This window comes from Streptomyces sp. NPDC051211 (assembly GCF_040689505.1).
Lineage (GTDB): Bacteria > Actinomycetota > Actinomycetes > Streptomycetales > Streptomycetaceae > Streptomyces.
In genome coordinates, this window is the sequence record NZ_JBFBAV010000014.1 from 149,259 (window position 1) to 165,328 (window position 16,070).

Sequence of the window (16,070 nt, forward strand, 5' to 3'; positions counted from 1 at the left end):
GACGCCATGCCGGAACAGTGGGAGGACCTGCCCGCCGAGGTGCGCGAGCAGGTGGACGCGGCCCTGGCCAAGGGCCGGATCATGGAGGCGGTCAAGGCCGCCTGGGACGAACTGCGCGAGTGGGGGCTGGGGCTACGGGAAGCGCAGGAGTTCGTGTACGCCCGGTACGAGGCCCTGGGCGACCGGGGGAACCCCGACGACCCGCTCGACGTCGACTCGCTGGCTGCCCGTGCGGCCGCACTTCCCAGCCGGGTCGTGCGCATCGAGGCCGTCTGGGACGGGGACACCGTCCACGACTGGTTCGTGCTGCTGATCGCGGTCCTGGACGAGCCGGCCGGGGAGCAGTGCCTGGCGACCGTCTACAACCGCAACGGCCCGCATACCGAGGCCTCCCGCGCCAGGGCGGCGGGCCGCGCACTGGCGGCGCACCTCGGGGTGCCGTTCCGCTTCGCCAGCCCGGATGGCCCGGACAACTCGTACAACGGATCTGTACGAGTTCACCCTCTGGACAGTTCCGGTCACCGTACGTGACTCTGCTTGCATGGCGAGTGTCGACACTGACGGTGGCCCCGAGGCCGAACCGGACAAGCACCTGCGGAACTTCGGCGACACGGTCAAAGCCTTCCGCAAACGGGCCGGCCTGACCCAGGAGCAACTGGCCCCGGAGATCGGGTACTCCGTCCAGTACGTCGGCTCGGTCGAGCAGGGCCGACGCCACCCCTCGGATAAGTACGTGACCCAGCTGGAGGAGGTCCTCGACGCCTTCGGCGTCATCCGGCTGGCGGCCAAGCACCTCAACCGGCAGCGGGGGCTGGCGTCCTGGTTCCACCGGTGGGCGGAGCTGGAGGAGTCCGCCGTCGCCCTCAACACGTACGAGTGCCGGTCGGTACCGGGCCTGTTACAGACCGAGACCTATGCCTGGGCCCTGATGGCGGACGCCCTACCGCCGCTGCCGCGCGAGAAGGCGCAGGCCCGCATCACGGCCCGGCTGCAACGCCAGCAGCTGCTGACCCGAACGCCGTACACGGCCTTCAGCTTCATCATCGACGAGGCCGTTCTACGACGGCAGACCGGCGGACCGGAGGTGACCCGCGAGCTGATCGACCACCTGCTGGAGTGTGCCCAACTGCCCAACCTGGATCTCCAGATCATGCCGCTGATCAGCCCACGGCACGCCGGACTCGGGGGTCCCTTCTGCCTCCTCGAAACCGAGGACCACGCATGGGCTGGCTACGGCGAGGGGCAGCAGCTGGGGCGGGTACTCACCGACCCGAAAGACCTCAGCCTGCTCCACCAGCGGTATGCCAAACTTCGCATTCAGGCCCTCAATCCGGCAGACAGCGCCGGGTTGTTGACGCGAATGCGAGGATCCCTGTGAACAACGCCCAGCTCCGGTGGTTCAAGAGCAGTTACAGCAGCGCCGACGGCGACAACTGCGTCGAAGTCGCCCTCTCCTGGCACAAGTCCAGCTACAGCAGCGGCGACGGCGACGACTGCGTCGAGGTCGCCACCTGCGCAGACACGGTCCACGTCCGGGACTCCAAGGTCACCGCCGGCCCCGAGCTGGCCCTCGGCCCCGCCGCCTGGACCCGGTTCATCGGCCACGCCGCCTCCGCGTAAGCCGAAGGCCCCGGCCCCCGGAACGGATCCGGGGCCCGGGGCCTTCGTACGGCCGGTAGCGGCAGGCTACGCGTGCGAGCGCAGCAGGCTGCGCATCGTACGCATCGCCACCGACAGGTTCGCCAGGTCGAAGTCGTCCGAGCCCTGGATCTCGTCCAGCGTCGTCCGCGCCCGGCTGATGATCGCCGCGTTCTTCTCCTCCCACGCCTTGAAGCGCTGCTCGGGAGTCGAGTCGCCGTTGCCCACCGCCAGCACGTCGGCCGTGAGGGCCGCGTGTGCCGCGAACAGGTCCTCGCGGATGGAGGCGCGGGCCATGGACTGCCAGCGGTCGGCCCGCGGCAGTTCGATGATCCGGTCCATCAGCTTGGTGATCTCCAGGCGGTCGGCGAGGTCGTAGTAGACCTCGGCGACGTCCAGCGGGGCGATGCCGGTGCGGTCCGCGATGGCGACGATGTCCAGCGTCGGGAAGGCGGAGGAGAACCCGGCGACCTTCGCGCCCAGCTCGTCCGGTACCCCGGCCGCGGTCAGCTCGTCCAGGACCAGCTGGTACCACTCCAGGTCCGCGCCGCGCAGCAGCTTCGGCATGTCCGCCCAGACCGCCGTGACCCGGTCGCCGAAGAAGGCGATGGTCTCGGTGATCTCCAGCGGCTGCGGCCGGTTGTTGAGCAGCCAGCGGGTGCCGCGCTCGACCAGGCGCCGCGAGTGCAGCCGGATCCGGGTCTGCACATCGGCCGCGACGGTGTTGTCGAGGGACTCGACGCCGTCCCAGACCTCGGCCAGGCCGAAGATCTCGCGGGCCGAGAGCTGCGCCCGGACGATCTCTTCCAGGGAGGCGCCGGTCTCCTCGCGGAGGCGGTGCAGGAAGGTCGAGCCGCCGGTGTTGACGGTGTCGTTGACCAACAGGGTGGTGATGATCTCGCGGTTCAGCGCGTGTGCGTCGATCTGCTCCGGGAACTTCTCGCGCAGCGCGGTCGGGAAGTAGGCGTGCAGCAGGCGGCGCAGGTACGGGTCGTCCGGGAGCGCGGTGTGGATGAGCTCGTCCGCCACCGTGATCTTGGTGTAGGCGAAGAGGACGGCCAGTTCCGGCTGGGTCAGGCCCTTGCCCTGGTTGAGCAGCTCGCGGATCTGCCGGTCGTTGGGCAGGAACTCCAGGGCGCGGTCCAGCTTGCCCTCGCGGCCCAGGCGGCGCATGAAGCGCTGCTGGGCGTGCAGCAGGCTGGGGGCCTGGGCGATGCCGTTGGCGAGGGCGGTGTTCTGCGCGTAGTTGTTGCGCAGGACGAGCCGGCCGACCTCGTCGGTCATCTCGGCGAGCAGCTTGTTGCGCTGCTTGACGGTCATGTCGCCGTCGGCGACGACCGCGTTGAGCAGGATCTTGATGTTCACCTCGTGGTCGGAGGTGTCCACGCCGGCGCTGTTGTCGATGGCGTCGGTGTTGATCTTGCCGCCTTCGCCGCCGGCGCCGAGACGGGCGTACTCGATCCGGCCGAGCTGGGTCAGGCCCAGGTTGCCGCCCTCGCCGACGACCTTGACCCGCAGGTCCTGGCCGTTGACGCGGATCGCGTCGTTCGCCTTGTCGCCGACGTCGCCGTGGGTCTCGGCCGACGCCTTGACGTACGTACCGATGCCGCCGTTCCACAGCAGGTCGACCGGGGCCTTCAGGACGGCCTGCATCAGCTCGGCGGGGGTCATCTTGGTGACGCCCGCGTCGATGCCGAGGGCTTCGCGGATCTGCGCGTTGACCGGGATGGCCTTGGCGCTGCGCGGGTGGATGCCGCCGCCCGCGGACAGCAGCTCGGTGTTGTAGTCGGCCCACGAGGAGCGCGGCAGGTCGAACAGGCGGCGGCGCTCGGCGTAGGAGACGGCCGCGTCCGGGTTCGGGTCGATGAAGATGTGTCGGTGGTCGAAGGCGGCGACCAGGCGAATGTGCTCGGAGAGCAGCATGCCGTTGCCGAAGACGTCGCCGGACATGTCGCCGACGCCGACCACGGTGAAGTCCTGGGTCTGGGTGTCGTGGCCCAGCTCGCGGAAGTGCCGCTTGACGGACTCCCAGGCGCCGCGGGCGGTGATGCCCATGCCCTTGTGGTCGTATCCGGCGGAGCCGCCGGAGGCGAAGGCGTCACCGAGCCAGAAGCCGTACTCCTCGGCGACCCCGTTGGCGATGTCGGAGAAGGTGGCGGTGCCCTTGTCGGCGGCGACGACCAGGTAGGTGTCGTCCTCGTCGTGGCGGACGACGTCGCGCGGCGGCACGACCTCGCCGGCGATCATGTTGTCGGTGATGTCGAGCAGCGCCGAGATGAAGATCTTGTACGAGGCGATGCCCTCGGCCAGCCAGGCGTCGCGGTCCACCGACGGGTCGGGCAGGTTCTTGGCGACGAAGCCGCCCTTGGCGCCGACCGGCACGATGACGGTGTTCTTCACCATCTGCGCCTTGACCAGGCCGAGGATCTCGGTACGGAAGTCCTCGCGGCGGTCGGACCAGCGCAGGCCGCCTCGGGCGACCTTGCCGAAGCGCAGGTGGACGCCCTCGACGCGCGGCGAGTACACCCAGATCTCGAAGGCCGGGCGCGGGGCCGGCAGGTCGGGGATGGCCTGCGGGTCGAACTTCATCGACACGTAGGAGTGCGACTCGCCGGAGCCGTTCTGCTGGAAGAAATTCGTCCGCAGGGTGGCCTTGATGAGGGTGAGGAAGGAGCGCAGGATGCGGTCCTCGTCGAGCGAGGCGACCTGGTCCAGGGCCCCGTCCAGCTCCTCCAGCATGGCGTCGACGAGCTCGCTGCCGGCGGACTGGCGGCCCGGCGACATCCGCGCCTCGAAGAGGGAGACCAGCAGCCGGGTGGTGTGGACGTTGTTGCGGAGGGTGTCCTCCATGTAGTCCTGGCTGAAGGTGGAGCCGGCCTGGCGCAGGTACTTGGCGTACGCGCGCAGGACGACGGCCTGGCGCCAGGTCAGCCCGGCGCTCAGCACCAGGGTGTTGAAGTTGTCGTTCTCGGCCTTGCCCTGCCAGACGGCGGCGAAGGCGTCCTGGAAGCGCTCGCGGGCGTCGTCGCCGAAGTAGCTGTCGCCGTTGCCGGCGGAGCTGGGCAGCCGGAGACCGAAGTCGTAGATCCAGGCGTTGGCGCGGTCGGAGCGGCGCAGCTCGTACGGGCGCTCGTCGGTGACCTCGACGCCCAGGCGCTGGAGCACCGGCAGGACGGCGGACAGGGAGACCTGCTCACCGGCGCGGTAGATCTTGAACCGGCGTTCGCCGGGGCCCGCGCCGACCGGCTCGTAGAGGGAGAGCGCGAAGTCGCGGTCGCTGACGGCGAGCTTCTCCAGGTGGATCAGGTCGGCCACGGCCGCGCGCGGCGAGTGGTCGGCCTTGTAGCCCTCGGGGAAGGAGGTGCCGTAGCGGCGCAGCAGCTCGGCGGCGCGCTCCTCGCCGCACTCGGCGATCAGCGCCTCCTGGAAGCCGTCTGCCCAGGACCGGACGGCCTCGACCAGGCGGGCCTCGAGCCGCTCGACGTCGGAGTCGGTGAGCGCGGGCAGCTCGGTGCCCTGCGGGACGCGGACCACGAAGTGGATGCGGGAGAGGATCGACTCGGTGTTCCAGGCGGTGAAGTCGACGCTGGTGCCGCCGAGCTCCTCCTTGAGAATGTCCATCAGGCGCAGCCGGACGCCGGTGGTGAACCGGTCGCGGGGCAGGTAGACCAGCGCCGAGTAGTAGCGGCCGTACTCGTCCTGGCGCAGGTACAGCCGCAGCCGGCGGCGTTCCTGCAGGTAGAGGACGGAGGTGGCGATGGCTTCGAGCTGGTCGACCGGGGTCTGGAACAGCTCGTCGCGCGGGTAGGTCTCGAGGATCTGCAGCAGGTCGCGGCCGTCGTGGCTGGCGGGCGAGAAGCCGGCCAGCTCCAGGACCTCGGCGACCTTGCGGCGGATGACCGGGACGCGGCGCACGGACTCGGTGTAGGCGGCGGAGGAGAACAGGCCGAGGAAGCGGCGCTCGCCGACCACGTTGCCGTCGGCGTCGAACTTCTTCACGCCGACGTAGTCGAGGTAGCTGGGCCGGTGCACGGTGGCGCGGCTGTTGGCCTTGGTCAGCACGAGCAGCTTGTGCTCGCGGGCCTTGGCGCGGGCGTCGGCGGGCAGCCGGTTGAAGGACGGCGAGACGGGGTGCGCGTCCTGGCCGCTGTGGTGCGGGTCGGAGCGCAGGATGCCGAGGCCGGTGCCGGGGACGGCCGCGAGGGAGTCGCCGTCCACCAGGTTGTACTCGCGGAAGCCGAGGAAGGTGAAGTGGTCGTCGGCGAGCCAGCGCAGCAGCTCGCGGGCCTCTTCGGTCTCGTACTCGCGCAGGTCCGGGGCGGTGGGCTCGTCGCTGAGGCCCTCGGCGATGCGCAGCGCGGCGTCGCGCATCTTCTCCCAGTCCTCGACGGCCTCGCGGACGTCGGACAGGACGCGCAGCAGGTCGGCGGTGATCTGCTTGAGGTCGGCGCGGTCGGTCTCGCGGTCGATCTCGACGTGGATCCAGGACTCGACGAGGGAGTCGTGCGGGCGCGCGGTCTTGGGGCCGTGGGCGTCGCAGTCCGAGCCGAGGATCTCGATCAGCTTGCCGGTGACGTCACGGCGGACGACGACCTGCGGGTGGATCACGACGTGGATGCCGCGGCCCTGCCGGGACAGCTCGTTGGTGACGGAGTCCACGAGGAAGGGCATGTCGTCGGTGACGACCTCGACGACGGAGTGGCTGGAGGTCCAGCCGTTCTCCTCGACGGTGGGGGTGTGGACGCGCACGTTCGCGGTGCCCTGCGGCCGGTTCTCGGCCAGCCGGTAGTGCGAAAGGGCCGCGCCGAAGACGTCGACCGGGTCCCGGTCGATCAGGTCCTCGGGTGCGGTGTGCAGGTAGTAGCGCTGGAGGTAGGAGAGCACGGTGTCCCGGTCGGGCTGCTCTCCCTGCTCGGACCCAGTCGGAAGTAGCCCCCCGGCCGGGCTGTTCTCAGCTACCCGGGCCGCCCGTGCGAGCAGCTCGGCCTTTGCTTCGTCCAGCTTGGTCTGCATGTCCTCATGGCTCCTGTCGCGCGCCGTTGCGTGACGTAGGTAAAGGAAGGAATAGAGAGTCGCGACTCGCGAATCGCCATCGACGCTATGTCGTCGTCGGATGCAACCGGGCCGGAATCGGCCATGATCGGCGAGGGATTCCGGGTGTTCCGGGAGCGGGGACCAGCGAAGGCCCGGGCACGGACGTGCGCCGGGCGCAGGCCGGGGGCAGCAGTGCCCCCGATGACTATCGCGCTGATCACGGGTACAAGGCTATCTCGCTCCACCCCCGGCACGTCATGAGCTGTATGTGTACAAAACAGGGGGTGGAAGTTTGACACTCTGGACAGCGACGCCGGCCCCGGTGCATGCGAGCAGGTGCTATTCGGCCAGCTCGCGGGCTGCGCGTACGGCTTCCTCCAGCGTGTCCACGACGGGGACACCGGCTGATTCCAGACTGCTTCGGCTGTGCGAACCGCCGGTGTAGAGGACGGCGCGGGCGCCCACGTGGGCGGCGGCCGCGGCATCGTCCAGGGCGTCTCCGATGAGGACCGTACGCCCGGCGGTCACACCGGCCGGGGCCATGGCCGCCAGATGGCGTACGAGGTGACCGGCCTTGGTGGTGTGGGAGGGGCCGATGCGGCCGTCGATCCGGACGAAGTGGCTCTCGATCCCGTGGGTCCGGACGAGCGGTACGAGCCGGTCGTGGGGCGCGAGGGACAACAGGGACTGGCTGAGGCCGGCCCGCTGCCAGTCGCCGAGGAGGGTTTCGGCACCTTCGGCGAGACCGGCTTCCGAGGCGGCGGCCCAATAGTGCCGGTGGAAGGTCTCGTCCATGACGAGCCACTCCTCCTCGGTGGGGAGCCGGCCCATGATCCGCTCGTAGAACATCGGAACGGGGACGACGTACAGCTCGCGGTAGCGCTCCAGGGTGATCGGCTCGAAGCCGAACTCGGCGAAGGAGGCGTTGGTCGCGGCTATGACGGCATCGATGTCGTGCAGCAGGGTGCCGTTCCAGTCCCAGACGATGTGGGTCATCGCAGCAGCCCCGGAATCTCCTGCACCCCGAACCACAGCAGCTCGTGGTCCTCGGCGCCGTCGACGGTGAACTGTGCGTCGTCGTCCCCGGCGTCGGCGGCCGGCAGGGCGGCGGCCGCGGCGGCCACGTCCTCCTCGGCGTCACCGGCGTCGACGTGCACGGCGGCGGCGGTGGAGAGCCGCACGGCGGCGTCCAGGGCCACCTGCCCCAGTGTCGCCTCGTCCAGGCCGGGGGTGGCTCCCACGGCCTTGTCCGGAACGTCCACGGCGATGACCACGCGGCGGCGGGGGGCGCCGGCATCCTCGGCGATCATCCGCAGCGAGGCGGCGGCGGCGCGGCTGAGGGCGGCGTACTCCAGCTCTTCGATGTCGTCCGAGACGTACCACTCCCGCAGCGCGGGCGTCACGGTGTAGGCACGCAGGGGGGCGGGGCCCAGCTCGCCCGCCTTGTGCGCCTCGGCGAGCCCGGGGAGGGTCAGGGGGACGTACACGCGCATGGCCGGCTGCTTTCCGTAGTCGAGAACGCCCCCAGGATACGGCGACCACCCCCCAAGTCCACGGCGTTACGCCGACCCCCGCTGCGGGCCCCCCGCTGCGCGGGCTGTTCCCCTACCCGCCCCTTCCCCCTGTGCCGGATATGCGGCTCCGCCGCGTGGGGGGGCTCCGCCCCAGACCCCGCGCCTCAAACGCCGGCGGGGCTGAATTCAGCCCGCGCGGCGTTTGAGCGCACGGGCGCGGAGCGCACGTACGGGGGTCTGGGGGCTTGCCCCCAGTTCGGGAAGGGGCGGGTAGGGGAAAGGCCAAGCGCAGCGCGCCCGCCCGTCCACACGACGCCGCGCCGTGCCCCGCCCGCCGTCCCCCTTCGGGTTGCGCAGAGCCTCGGCCCACCGTCAACACGGCAGCGGCCGGAAAGCCCCGGCAAGCCCGCCGAAGGGCCGCGGAGGGGGCCGGCCACCCTGATAGGTGAAGCTGCCATGGCCGGGCCGGCCGCCCCGACGCCGATTGCGGCAAGCGACGGGCCGGTCGTACACATCCCCCACCAAGTTACTTCCCGGTACATGCGTACCGGCCCGCCCACGGGGAGACGGCGATGAACCCAACCGGCACGTACGACGGCGACGAGCCCCGCCAGGCCCGGACGACACCCGGGGCCCGGACGACACCCGGGGCCGGCGGGCAACGGGCGCGGGCCGTCGCGCGGACCCGCCCCGCCGGGCGGCGCGACCAGCGGCGCCCGGCCGGGCAGCCCCGGTTCCGCCCGGGCCCGGCCGACCCGCGCCGGATGGCCGCAGCCCCGCACGCCTGGTTCGCCGAGGCGCTGCTCGCCGTGCTCAGCGGCCGCCGCCCCGTCCACTTCCTCCTCGGCCACACCGTGGGCCCGGCCTACGAGCAGCTGATCACCCTCACCCGCAACGGCCCGCCCCGCGACGGCCTCCGCCCGATCCTGCGCCACTGCGGCCGCTTCCGCCCCTGCCCGGGCGTCATCGAGGCCTTCGCCCGCATCGCGATCGGCGACCGCGTCACGGCCATGGCCTTCCGCCTCGAACAGGGCACCGACCTCCGCTGGCGCTGCGCAGCAGTCGAAGTCGGCCCCGGCCACGAAACGGCGGCCGGCTCACAGCCGTAGCCCGGCCCCCGCCACGGCCCGACGCCACGGACGCAACGCGGCCGGGGCCGGACCCCGTGAAGGGTCCGGCCCCGGCCGGTGGAACCACAGGAGGCGGTTACTTCTTGCGGCGGCGGCCGCCCGAAGCGCGCTGGGCCTTGCGGCGCTCCGCGCGGGTCAGGCCGTCGCCCTCGCCCGCCGGCAGCCCGTCCGCGTCGAAGTCGCCCTCGATCACACCGCCCTCGCCATCCACCGTCGGCGCGGAGAAGTGCAGCCGGTCCGGCCGCTGCGGCGCGTCCAGACCCTTCGCACGGATCTCCGGCCGCGGCACGACCGGCTGCTCGGCCGCGACGGGGACTTCCTCGACCTGCTGCTCGACCTGGACCTCCAGGTTGAACAGGTAGCCGACGGACTCCTCCTTGATGCCGTCCATCATCGCGTTGAACATGTCGAAGCCCTCCCGCTGGTACTCGACCAGCGGGTCCTTCTGCGCCATCGCCCGCAGGCCGATGCCTTCCTGCAGGTAGTCCATCTCGTACAGGTGCTCACGCCACTTGCGGTCCAGCACCGACAGCACCACGCGCCGCTCCAGCTCACGCATGATGTCGGAGCCGAGCTGCTTCTCGCGCGCCTCGTACTGCTCGTGGATGTCGTCCTTGACGGACTCCGCGATGAACTCCGCCGTGATGCCGGCGCGGTCGCCCGCCGCGTCCTCCAGCTCCTCCACCGTCACCTTGACCGGGTAGAGCTGCTTGAACGCGCCCCACAGGCGCTCCAGGTCCCACTCCTCCGCGAACCCCTCGACCGTCTCGGCCTGGATGTACGCGTCGATGGTGTCGTCCATGAAGTGGCGCACCTGCTCGTGCAGGTCCTCGCCCTCCAGGACCCGGCGCCGCTCGCCGTAGATGACCTCGCGCTGCTTGTTGAGCACCTCGTCGTACTTCAGGACGTTCTTGCGCGTCTCGAAGTTCTGGGTCTCGACCTGCGACTGGGCCGACGCGATGGCCCGCGTCACCATCTTGTTCTCGATCGGCACGTCGTCCGGCACGTTCGCCATCGCCATGACCCGCTCGACCATCTGCGCCTTGAACAGGCGCATCAGGTCGTCGCCGAGCGACAGGTAGAACCGGGACTCGCCCGGGTCGCCCTGTCGGCCGGAACGGCCGCGGAGCTGGTTGTCGATACGGCGCGACTCGTGCCGCTCGGTGCCCAGCACGTACAGCCCGCCGAGCTCCTTGACCTCTTCGAACTCGGCCTTCACGGCCGCCTCGGCCCTGGCCAGCGCCTCGGGCAGGGCGTGCGCCCACTCCTCGATGTGCTCCTCCGGGTCGAGGCCGCGCTGCCGCAGCTCCGCCTCGGCGAGGTCGTCGGGGTTGCCGCCGAGCTTGATGTCCGTACCGCGGCCGGCCATGTTCGTGGCGACGGTGACCGCGCCGCGGCGGCCGGCCTGGGCGACGATGGAGGCCTCGCGCTCGTGCTGCTTGGCGTTGAGCACCTCGTGCGGGACGCCGCGCTTGCTGAGCTGCTGCGAGAGGTACTCGGACTTCTCGACCGAGGTGGTGCCGACCAGGATCGGCTGGCCCTTCTCGTGCTTCTCCGCGATGTCGTCGACGACGGCGGCGAACTTGGCGACCTCGGTGCGGTAGATGAGGTCCGGCTGGTCCTTGCGGACCATCGCGCGGTTCGTCGGGATCGGGACGACGCCCAGCTTGTAGATCTGGTGGAACTCGGCGGCCTCGGTCATGGCCGTACCGGTCATGCCGGACAGCTTCGAGTACAGGCGGAAGAAGTTCTGCAGGGTGATCGTGGCGAGGGTCTGGTTCTCGTCCTTGATGTCCACCCCTTCCTTCGCCTCGATCGCCTGGTGCATGCCCTCGTTGTAGCGGCGGCCGGCCAGGATGCGACCGGTGTGCTCGTCGACGATCATGACTTCGCCGTCCATGACGACGTAGTCCTTGTCCTTCTTGAACAGCTCCTTCGCCTTGATGGCGTTGTTCAGGTAGCCGACGAGCGGGGTGTTCACCGACTCGTAGAGGTTGTCGATGCCGAGCCAGTCCTCGACCTTGGCCACACCGGCCTCGTGGATGCCGACGGTCCGCTTCTTCTCGTCGACCTCGTAGTCGCCGGTCTCCTCGATGCCCTTGAGCGGCTGGCCGGGCTCGCCCTTGGTGAGCCGGGTGACCAGCTTGGCGAAGTCGCCGTACCACTTGGTGGCCTGGTCGGCGGGGCCGGAGATGATCAGCGGGGTACGGGCCTCGTCGACGAGGATCGAGTCGACCTCGTCGACCACGGCGAAGTTGTGGCCGCGCTGCACCAGCTCGTCCTTCGACCACGCCATGTTGTCGCGCAGGTAGTCGAAGCCGAACTCGTTGTTCGTGCCGTACGTGATGTCGCAGGCGTACTGCTCGCGGCGCTGCGCGGGCGTCATGTTGGCGAGGATGCAGCCGACGGTCAGGCCCAGGAACTTGTGGACCCGGCCCATCATCTCGGAGTCGCGCTCGGCCAGGTAGTCGTTGACCGTGATCAGGTGGACGCCCTTGCCGGACAGCGCGTTCAGGTACGCGGGCAGGGTGCCGACCAGGGTCTTGCCCTCACCGGTCTTCATCTCGGCCACGTAGCCGAGGTGCAGGGCCGCACCGCCCATCATCTGGACGTCGTAGTGGCGCTGGCCGAGCACGCGCTTCGCGGCCTCGCGGACCGTCGCGAAGGCCTCCGGGAGCAGGTCGTCCAGGCTCTCGCCGTCCTGGTACCGCTGCTTGTACTCGTCCGTGAGCGCCCGCAACTCGGCGTCGGAGAGGTTGACGAAGTCCTCTTCGATGGAGTTGACCTGGTCCGCGATGCGGTGCAGTTTGCGCAGGATCTTGCCTTCGCCTGCACGCATGAGCTTGTTGAAGACGGACACCGAGGTTTGTCTCCTTGCCGGTCGGGCCTGGCACTGGTTCGTGACGGGCACGGCAGGTGGACCCCACCGCAACGGCCATCGTAAGCGAGGACGCCGCCGCGTCGGGAGGCCCGACGTGTCCGCAGGGCGGCACGCGCCCGGAATGAGAACGTACGGGGGACACGGAAGGTGCCGCCCTCACCGAAATCTGTTCGCCCGGAGGGCGGACCGGCAGCAGAATCCGTTCATGGAACCGATCACCCTGACCACCGAGCGGCTGACCCTGCGCCCCCACCTTCCGGCGGACGTCCCCGAGGTGCACGCGGCCTGCCGGGACGCCGACATCCAGCGGTGGATCCCGGTGCCCGTCCCGTACCGGCCGGAGGACGCGCAGAGCTTCGTGGAGAAGGTCCCGGACAACTGGCGCAACGACACCGAGTACAACTTCGCGGTGCGGCTCGGGGCGGGGGACGGCCCGCTGGTCGCCGCCGTCGGCGTGATCCTGCGCGGCCCCCACGCGCACGAGATCGGCTACTGGACGGCGGCCGGGCACCGCGGCCGCGGCTACATGACCGAGGCGGTGCACGCCGTGGCCCGCTGGGCCTTCACCGAGGCCGGCTGTGTGCGGCTGATCTGGCGCGCCGGGATCGGGAACACCGCCTCCCGGGCCGTCGCCGAGAAGGCCGGCTTCCGGATCGAGGGCGTGCAGCGCGCGGGCATGGAGCACCGCGACACCCTCCGCGACTGCTGGGTGGGCGCCCTGCTGCCCTCGGACCTCGGCCTGCCGTCCCGGCTTCCGTACCTGCCCTCGCCCTCGCCTTCTCCCTCGCCCTCGCTTCGGGAGGGCTGATTGTCAGTGCCTGGTTCTAGGGTTCGTCCATGACCACGGTTTCTCTTACGGCGGACGAGGCCCGGCGGATCGCGCTGCGCGCGCAGGGCTTCCTCGGGGCGCCGGACCGCCGCGGCGGGGTGCGCGGCGTGCTCCGGCACCTGGGCGCGGTGCAGCTGGACACCATCTCGGTGCTGGCCCGCTCGCACGAGCTGATCCCTTACGCCCGGCTCGGCGCGGTGGGCCGCCCTGAGGTCGAGCGGGCCTACTGGACCGACAACCACGCTTTCGAGTACTGGTCGCACGCGGCCTGCATCCTGCCGATCGAGGAATGGCCGCATTTCGCGTTCCGGCGCCGGGTCCGGCGGGAGCACGGCTACCGCTGGCACAAGATGAAGGACCGGGAGGGCTCGTGCGCCCTCGTCCTGGACCGGCTGAAGGCCGAGGGACCGCTCACCTCCACCGAGCTGGGCGGCGCGAAGAACGGCGGCCCCTGGTGGGACTGGTCCGAGACCAAGATCGCGGTGGAGTGGCTGCTGGACACCGGTGACGTGGTCTGCACCGAGCGCCGGGGCTGGAAGCGGGTCTACGACCTGGCCGAGCGGGCCGTGCCGGACGAGCTGCTGCACGACGACCTGGACGACGGGGAGTGCCTGCGCCGCCTGGTCGCCCTGGCCGGTCAGTCCCTGGGCGTCGGGACCCGCGCCGACATCGCGGACTACCACCGGATCAAGGGCGATCAGTTCGACGCGGTGGTCGCGGACTCCGGCCTGGTGCCGGTGGAGGTGGAGGGCTGGGGCAAGCCCGCCTGGGCCGACCCGGCGGCGCTGGCGACGGCCCCGCGCGGCCGGCACCGCACGACCCTGCTGTCCCCCTTCGACTCGCTGGTCTGGGACCGGCCCCGCACCGAGCGGATCTTCGGCTTCAGCCACAAGCTGGAGGCGTACGTCCCCAAGCCGAAGCGGATACACGGCTACTTCGCGATGCCGCTGCTGGCGGGCGGCCGGCTCCAGGGGCGGGCGGACCCGGCCCGCGAGGGCAGCACCCTGGTGGCCCGCCAGCTCTCCCTGACCTCGCCGAAGGCGGCCCGTCCGATGGCGGAGGCCCTGCGCGAGGCGGCCGAGTGGGTCGGCTGCGACTCCGTCCGGGTGGAGCGCGCCCAGTCCCCGGCGGAAGCCGCCGCCGTCATCGCGGAACTGGCCGCGCTCTAACGGATTTCGAGGATCTTCTCGCGCATCGCGTAGACGACGGCTTCCATCCTGGAGTGCAGCTGGAGCTTCTCCAGGATGTTCCGCACGTGGTTCTTCACGGTGTTCTCGGAGATGAACAACTCCTTGGCGATGTCCCGGTTGTTCATACCGGTGGCCACCAGCTTCAGGACTTCCAGTTCCCGGTCGGTGAGCCGCGGCGCCGGCAGCAGCCGGCGCTCGTCGGTGCGCTGGATCATCGACTTGAATTCGGTGAGCAGTTTCGACGCCATCGAGGGGCTGATCTGCGACTGCCCGTCGGCGACGGCGCGGATCGCGGTGGCCACCTCGTCCGTCGAGATCTCCTTCAGCAGGTAGCCGGTCGCGCCCGCCTTGATCGCGTCGTAGAGGTCGGCTTCCTCGTCGCTGATCGTCAGCATGATGATTTTCGCGGAGGGCGCCACCTCCTTGATGGAGGTGCAGGCCTCGATCCCGCCCCGCCTGGGCATCCGGACGTCCATCAGGATGATGTCGGGCAGCAGGTCGGCCGCCTTGTCCACCGCCTCCGCGCCGTCCCCGGCCTCGCCGACGACCTGGATGTCCTCCTCCTGCTTGAGGACGATCTCCAGTCCGCGCCGGAACAGCGCGTGGTCGTCGACTACGAGGACCCGGATCGGCTCACGGCAGCCCGCACCGTCCTCGTCGTGCTCCGGTCCGAAGCTGTCCGTCATCGTTCCTCCCCCTGCAGGCCCATGGACCGTGGCCCGAACTCCAGTTGACTGCCCGCCATGATTCCATGCCACGGCGCCGGGCAGCCGGTCGCTTTCAGGCCGGTTGGCTCATACGGGTGCCCCCGCGGCCGCCTGAGCGGTCCGCGGGGGCACTCGAAGGGGGCGCGTCAGCCGCCGAGGGCTCCGCCTGCTCCGCCGGCTTCGACCGTGCCGGAGGTCGCGGCGTCGGGGCTGAGGTGAATCACGCCGTAGTCGTAGGCGTGGCGCCGGTAGACGACGCTGGGCTGCTTGGTCTCGGAATCGACGAACAGGTAGAAGTCATGGCCGACCAGCTCCATCTCGTAGAGAGCCTGGTCGAGCGACATGGGTGCCGCCGCGTGCGTCTTCTCGCGGACGATCAGCGGGCCTTCGCCCTGCACTTCGATCGATCCGATCCGACTCGTCGGGATCGCGTCCGCCTGCTGTTCGGGTACCACCTGTCCGCTTCCGTTCAGGTGTGCGGCGTCGGGCACGACGTCGGCGACTTCGGCCGCCGAAAGCCTGCCGTTGCCGCGGCGGGTCTGGCGCTTGTCGTGCCGCTTGCGCAGCCGGGCCTCGAGCTTGTCCTGGGCCAAGTCCAGCGCCGCATACGCGTCGGCGGCGGCGGCCTCGGCACGGATCACCGGGCCTCGCGAATGAAGGGTGATCTCCACGCGGTCGGAACGGTCGGCCTGGCGCGGGTTGTGTTCCTTGGACACCTCGACGTCCAGGCTGATCACCTTGGCGTCGAGCTTCTGGATCCGCTCCGGATTCAGCTTCTCGGCGACGTGCTTGCGGAACCGCTCGGGCACTTCGGTCTTGCGGCCCTTGACGACGATGTCCACGCAGAACTCCGTTCCCGGATGGCCCCGCCCCTCGTCGGGCGAGGCGTCTCCCTCTTGCACCAGACTCCGGTGAACACCGGAGTCTCGGACTTGGCGACTTTCACCTCCTCCTCCCCCATCGGCAAGATCACCACCCCACCGACTTCGGGAGTCGAGAGACACCACCTGCACACACGTGTCCCGACTGCGTCGGCGCCCAAGGATCGCCAGTTCCTTACAACCGAACATAGCTCTGATGGCCGGTTGTCGGCACCCGCTACCGGGATGAACCTCCGTCCAGGTGGTCATTCCCTCGTACTACCTGC

General features: G+C 70.2%; 12 protein-coding genes. 6 read left to right on the plus strand and 6 right to left on the minus strand.

Annotated elements, in window-relative coordinates; translation table 11 throughout:
* Nucleotides 1-6: 6 nt before the first annotated feature.
* Genes AB0447_RS16830 through AB0447_RS16840 form a run of 3 tightly spaced genes read left to right on the plus strand, consistent with a single transcriptional unit; the run spans nucleotide 7 to nucleotide 1,620 of the window.
* On the plus strand, nucleotides 7-531 hold the full coding sequence (locus AB0447_RS16830) for a hypothetical protein (protein WP_366477407.1): 525 nt from the start codon (nucleotides 7-9) through the stop codon (nucleotides 529-531).
* 10 nt (nucleotides 532-541) lie between these two features.
* Nucleotides 542-1,378 (plus strand): helix-turn-helix transcriptional regulator, encoded by an 837-nt coding sequence (locus tag AB0447_RS16835; RefSeq protein ID WP_366477408.1) that lies wholly within the window; start codon nucleotides 542-544, stop codon nucleotides 1,376-1,378.
* Complete coding sequence (locus AB0447_RS16840; RefSeq protein ID WP_366477409.1) at nucleotides 1,375-1,620, plus strand: DUF397 domain-containing protein; 246 nt, start codon at nucleotides 1,375-1,377, stop codon at nucleotides 1,618-1,620. The genes AB0447_RS16835 and AB0447_RS16840 overlap by 4 nt, the downstream gene beginning before the upstream one ends.
* A 66-nt stretch (nucleotides 1,621-1,686) precedes the next feature.
* Here the strand turns inward: AB0447_RS16840 and AB0447_RS16845 are convergent, their stop codons facing one another.
* From AB0447_RS16845 to AB0447_RS16855, 3 genes are all read right to left on the minus strand, one after another.
* Nucleotides 1,687-6,651 (minus strand): NAD-glutamate dehydrogenase, encoded by a 4,965-nt coding sequence (locus tag AB0447_RS16845; RefSeq protein ID WP_366477410.1) that lies wholly within the window; start codon nucleotides 6,649-6,651, stop codon nucleotides 1,687-1,689.
* Nucleotides 6,652-7,011: 360 nt separating this feature from the next.
* Nucleotides 7,012-7,668: an HAD hydrolase-like protein gene (locus AB0447_RS16850; RefSeq protein WP_366477411.1), complete on the minus strand. Its 657-nt coding sequence runs from the start codon at nucleotides 7,666-7,668 to the stop codon at nucleotides 7,012-7,014.
* Entirely contained in the window at nucleotides 7,665-8,165 is a 501-nt protein-coding gene (locus tag AB0447_RS16855; protein ID WP_366477412.1) for a hypothetical protein, read from the minus strand. Before AB0447_RS16855 ends, AB0447_RS16850 begins: the two co-directional genes overlap by 4 nt.
* Nucleotides 8,166-8,758: 593 nt before the next feature.
* On the opposite strand from AB0447_RS16855, the gene AB0447_RS16860 reads away from it, so the two are divergent.
* Nucleotides 8,759-9,295, plus strand: coding sequence for an Rv3235 family protein (locus tag AB0447_RS16860; protein WP_366477413.1), 537 nt, complete (start codon nucleotides 8,759-8,761; stop codon nucleotides 9,293-9,295).
* Nucleotides 9,296-9,392: 97 nt separating this feature from the next.
* On the opposite strand, the gene secA is transcribed toward AB0447_RS16860, so the two are convergent.
* On the minus strand, nucleotides 9,393-12,176 hold the full coding sequence (gene secA, locus AB0447_RS16865) for a preprotein translocase subunit SecA (protein ID WP_366477414.1): 2,784 nt from the start codon (nucleotides 12,174-12,176) through the stop codon (nucleotides 9,393-9,395).
* Between the two features lie 226 nt (nucleotides 12,177-12,402).
* Between secA and AB0447_RS16870 the strand changes: the two genes are divergently transcribed.
* Both AB0447_RS16870 and AB0447_RS16875 read left to right on the plus strand, forming a co-directional pair.
* A complete protein-coding gene (locus AB0447_RS16870) occupies nucleotides 12,403-13,005 on the plus strand; it encodes a GNAT family N-acetyltransferase (protein WP_366477415.1) in 603 nt (200 codons plus the stop codon).
* A gap of 29 nt (nucleotides 13,006-13,034) precedes the next feature.
* A complete protein-coding gene (locus tag AB0447_RS16875; RefSeq protein ID WP_366477416.1) occupies nucleotides 13,035-14,195 on the plus strand; it encodes a crosslink repair DNA glycosylase YcaQ family protein in 1,161 nt (386 codons plus the stop codon).
* Here the strand turns inward: AB0447_RS16875 and AB0447_RS16880 are convergent.
* Nucleotides 14,192-14,902: a response regulator transcription factor gene (locus AB0447_RS16880; RefSeq protein ID WP_366477417.1), complete on the minus strand. Its 711-nt coding sequence runs from the start codon at nucleotides 14,900-14,902 to the stop codon at nucleotides 14,192-14,194. The genes AB0447_RS16875 and AB0447_RS16880 overlap by 4 nt on opposite strands.
* 167 nt (nucleotides 14,903-15,069) lie before the next feature.
* The gene (gene raiA, locus AB0447_RS16885; RefSeq protein ID WP_366477418.1) at nucleotides 15,070-15,825 is read right to left on the minus strand and encodes a ribosome-associated translation inhibitor RaiA; all 756 of its coding nucleotides are present in this window, start codon (nucleotides 15,823-15,825) and stop codon (nucleotides 15,070-15,072) included.
* Nucleotides 15,826-16,070: the final 245 nt, after the last annotated feature.

Coding starts and splice junctions, on each gene's coding strand:
- AB0447_RS16875 (WP_366477416.1), top strand. CDS start 13,035: ATGACCACGGTTTCTCTTACGGCGGACGAGGCCCGGCGGATCGCGCTG.
- AB0447_RS16855 (WP_366477412.1), bottom strand. CDS start 8,165: ATGCGCGTGTACGTCCCCCTGACCCTCCCCGGGCTCGCCGAGGCGCAC.
- AB0447_RS16830 (WP_366477407.1), top strand. CDS start 7: ATGCCGGAACAGTGGGAGGACCTGCCCGCCGAGGTGCGCGAGCAGGTG.
- AB0447_RS16870 (WP_366477415.1), top strand. CDS start 12,403: ATGGAACCGATCACCCTGACCACCGAGCGGCTGACCCTGCGCCCCCAC.
- AB0447_RS16860 (WP_366477413.1), top strand. CDS start 8,759: ATGAACCCAACCGGCACGTACGACGGCGACGAGCCCCGCCAGGCCCGG.
- AB0447_RS16850 (WP_366477411.1), bottom strand. CDS start 7,668: ATGACCCACATCGTCTGGGACTGGAACGGCACCCTGCTGCACGACATC.
- AB0447_RS16880 (WP_366477417.1), bottom strand. CDS start 14,902: ATGACGGACAGCTTCGGACCGGAGCACGACGAGGACGGTGCGGGCTGC.
- AB0447_RS16835 (WP_366477408.1), top strand. CDS start 542: ATGGCGAGTGTCGACACTGACGGTGGCCCCGAGGCCGAACCGGACAAG.
- AB0447_RS16845 (WP_366477410.1), bottom strand. CDS start 6,651: ATGCAGACCAAGCTGGACGAAGCAAAGGCCGAGCTGCTCGCACGGGCG.